We start from the raw sequence: 3,391 nt of genomic DNA, 5'->3' as shown, positions 1-3,391 counted from the left end.
GTTATGCCGACTCCCCGATTATGCCGCGTCATGAATCCACGGACACAACGGTTGGCGGATCTCTATTCCCGGTCGCTCCGGTTGTCGGCATTATCAGAGAGCCTCCAGGAAGGCGAGCAACGGATCTGGAGGTTTGTAGCGTGTCGGTGCAAGACCACTCGCCGTCGCGTGCGCGAGCGCGCGTTCCTTGAGTTGCATGTCGGCGTGCAAATAGATCTGAGTAGTCTCGGAGGACTCGTGACCGAGCCAGAGCGCGATCACGGTCAGGTCGACGCCGTGATGCATCAGGCTCATCGCGGCCGTGTGCCGAAGCGTATGAGGCGTTATTGATTTCTTCTTCAGCGAGGGGCACGAGAGGCGCGCGATTTCGGCGTTACGCGACACGAGTTGCTGAAGAGCATCGGCACTGAGATGACCACCGCGCGAACTGGGGAAGACCGGATCGCCTGGTTCGCCTGGTTGATACAGCAGCCACTGTTTCAGGACGGCAACTACATCCGGTCGCAGCGGAGTACATCTCATCTTTCTGCCTTTGCCGAGGCAACGAACGTGGGCGCCTGTGCCGAGCGTCACATCCTGACGCCGGAGTGCGGTCAATTCGCTATTGCGCAGGCCCGTTTGAACCGCTACAAGAAGCAGCGTTCGGTCGCGGTTGCCGATCCAGTTTCGTACGTCAGGCGCCCCTACCAGAGCGGCGGCCTCGCTCTCGGTCAGAAACTCAACCGGGCCGTGCTCGCAGCGTTTGGATGGGATTGCAAGAATACGCTGACACTGCAGAAACAACGCAGGCTCGCTGACTGCGACGAACCGGAAGAAGGCATGCACGGCAGCAAGCCGCGTGTTGCGTGTGCGCACCGAATTGCCTCTGCCATGTTCGAGGTGCTGCAGGAATTGCTCGATCAACGACACGTCGAAGTCCTCGATTCGCAGCTTTGACGGCGCGCGCCCGATATGCTTCGTGGCGAACGCCAGCAGCAGCCGGAACGTGTCCCGGTAACTTGCCACCGTATGCGAACTCAGACCTTGCTGCTCGAGCAGGCGCTGGGTGAAGAAGCGCTGAACGAGGGCTGGGAGGCTGGCGGCGCTCACGGCCGTTCTCCCGGACAGTCCCTGTCGAGATAGGCTGCCGCGAGTTCAAGCAACTCAGGAACCGCTTCGATGTACCAGTACGTAAGGCCGATGTTGACATGCCCGAGGTATGCGGCAAGTTTCGGCAATTCCCGACTCACGTCCAGACCGGCGCGATACCATTCGACCAGCCTTCCAGTCGCGAAGCTATGCCGGAAGTCCTGGAGGCGCGGGCCGTAACCATCGCGCCCGTCCTCTGTCGCCGATCGCAGACCAACAGCGCGCGACATTCTGACGAACATGCTTCGTGCAGTGCCTGCCTTCAGTCGCTTGCCGCGCTCACTAACCAGGAACGCCTCGCTCAATCGTACAGGACAGAGTTGATCGCGTTTCCGGGCATAGTGTTCGAGTGCCACCCTGGAAGACTCTGCTACAGGAACAAAGCGGGATTTGCCGAACTTCGATTCCCGGATGGACAGTATCCCGCTGACGAGGTCAACGTCGCACCGGTCGAGCCGAAGCGCTTCGCCTGGCCTGAGGCCCGTCGCTACAAGCAGCCCTATGAGCGTCGAATAGGTCAGTGCTCGCATGCCGGTTCGGGATCGCAGTTGAGCGGCGCGGGTCATAAGCAGATCAATTTCCTGCTCAGTGTAAATATGCGGGGCGTTGCGCCGTCTTCGGGCACTGAGGAGTCCTGCTGGAGGAATCTGGTTTCGACTGTCAATCACGTTCATCCATCTGGCAAATCCTCTCACTTGAGAGAGGCGCCGCCCCCACGTGGCGCGTTCGACGAGTACGGGCGTCGTCGCCCAGCGCAGAGCCAGATCGGTTGTAATGAACTCGGCGCCTTCGCGTTCCAGCAGATCAACGAAATGACCGAGTGCCAATGCAGGCTCATAGAATGACGCCCCGAGAGCACGGCGGACTGCCACATACCGGGCGAGAGACTCGCGAATCGCAGTCATATTGCACCTCCCGCTGTGGGCCACGAACGCGCGACCCCGCGCAGGTCCTCAAACGCGACCTTTGCGTAGATCGCGGTACTGTCCTGTGAGCGATGCCGCAAGACCTCGGCTATTTCCGCCATCGACGCACCGTGACGAATCATCGTCGTCGCCAGACCGTGACGAAACAGATGTGCGGCACCACGGCACGCGGGGCGGAAACCTGCACGTGCGAAGGCCTGACAAACAATCTTGCCAATCGCCGCCGGTCCCGCCAGACCAACCCGGGGTGCCAATCTGCGAAGGAATACGTGCCGCGATGCACCTGCTCCGCGACCATCGCGGAGATAAGTAGCGATTGCTTCTCCGACCTCCGATGGCAGGGGGAGGTGCTCCACCATCTGCCCCTTGCCATGAACGACGAGTTCCCCCGAACGCCACTGAATGTCGTCGAGCTGCATGGCAACTATTTCTCCGGCACGTAGACCGAGCCGCGCCAACAACAGCAGGATTGCGTAGTCGCGGCGCCCAGTCGGAGTCGACCGGTCTGCAGATGCAATGAGCGCTTCTTGCTGCTCAGGCGTGAGGAACATCGGTACCGTTGACTGTCGCCACTTACGAACCGAGGGCACTGATTCATACAGGTCTCGGACCGTATCGCCGCGCAGAAAGAGGAAATGGCAGAACGAGCGAAGCGCAACTGCCATCAGCCGCGTGTACTCCGCCGATCGACCTTTGCTGTAGGCAAGGAAATGATCTCGGATCGTTACGGCGTCAAATGCATCGGGCAAAACACTTCCGTCGCCGGCCGAGTGGCTGTCGAGAAAGTCGCGAATGAACGGACCGTAGACGAGCAGAGAGTTCTTCGCGAGTCCACGATCCTGCCTCAGATGGTCCAGGTATCGGCGATAAATGCGCGCAATCTCGGACTGGCCGCCCAACGTCGGCGAACACACAATGGCTTCCGCGCGCAGATAGGCAAGAAACTGCCCTAAGGTGGGACGCGCACGCTGGACGCGGTCTCGTGAAGCGTCGATCATGCGATTCAAAAAACGAGCCGTGACAGACTCATCGAGATCGATCAGGTCAATGTTCCTGTTCTTCATCCACCCAGAGAACGCGCACAGGACTCTTCGTTTCTTGCGAAGCGATACCTCGGAATAGTGTGCCGTCCGTAGACGATCAAGAAATGCATCGATGTGATGGGCCGGCAGCCCGCCGGATTCGCTGACTGTGCGTGTTGCATTCATCTGATCTCTCCTGGCCAGCGCGTTAGCCAGCCTGAGAAATCATATGTTTATGCCGACGCAGCGATCATGAAAGGCCATACCCACCGCCACGCGCATGCATGACGCGGCATAATCGAGGAGTCGGCATAA

The 3,391-nt window shown here is 59.8% G+C and carries 3 protein-coding genes; all 3 read right to left on the bottom strand.

The features are described from left to right. Positions 1-93 precede the first annotated feature (93 nt). From BUE39_RS33540 to BUE39_RS33530, 3 genes are read right to left on the bottom strand one after another with little or no spacing between them, the layout of a single operon-like run. Positions 94-1,089 carry a tyrosine-type recombinase/integrase gene (locus BUE39_RS33540; protein WP_029971665.1) on the bottom strand — a complete coding sequence of 332 codons (996 nt, stop codon included), beginning with the start codon at positions 1,087-1,089 and terminating at the stop codon, positions 94-96. After that, positions 1,086-2,033, bottom strand: a complete 948-nt coding sequence (locus tag BUE39_RS33535; protein ID WP_029971664.1) for a tyrosine-type recombinase/integrase — start codon at positions 2,031-2,033, stop codon at positions 1,086-1,088. The genes BUE39_RS33540 and BUE39_RS33535 overlap by 4 nt, the downstream gene beginning before the upstream one ends. Beyond that, positions 2,030-3,262, bottom strand: a complete 1,233-nt coding sequence (locus BUE39_RS33530; protein ID WP_073432969.1) for a site-specific integrase — start codon at positions 3,260-3,262, stop codon at positions 2,030-2,032. The genes BUE39_RS33535 and BUE39_RS33530 overlap by 4 nt, the downstream gene beginning before the upstream one ends. Between the last annotated feature and the right edge of the window lie 129 nt (positions 3,263-3,391).

This window comes from Paraburkholderia terricola (assembly GCF_900142195.1).
Lineage (GTDB): Bacteria > Pseudomonadota > Gammaproteobacteria > Burkholderiales > Burkholderiaceae > Paraburkholderia > Paraburkholderia terricola.
Note: the sequence above shows the minus strand (reverse complement) of the source record. Positions and strands in the feature narration are given on the sequence as shown.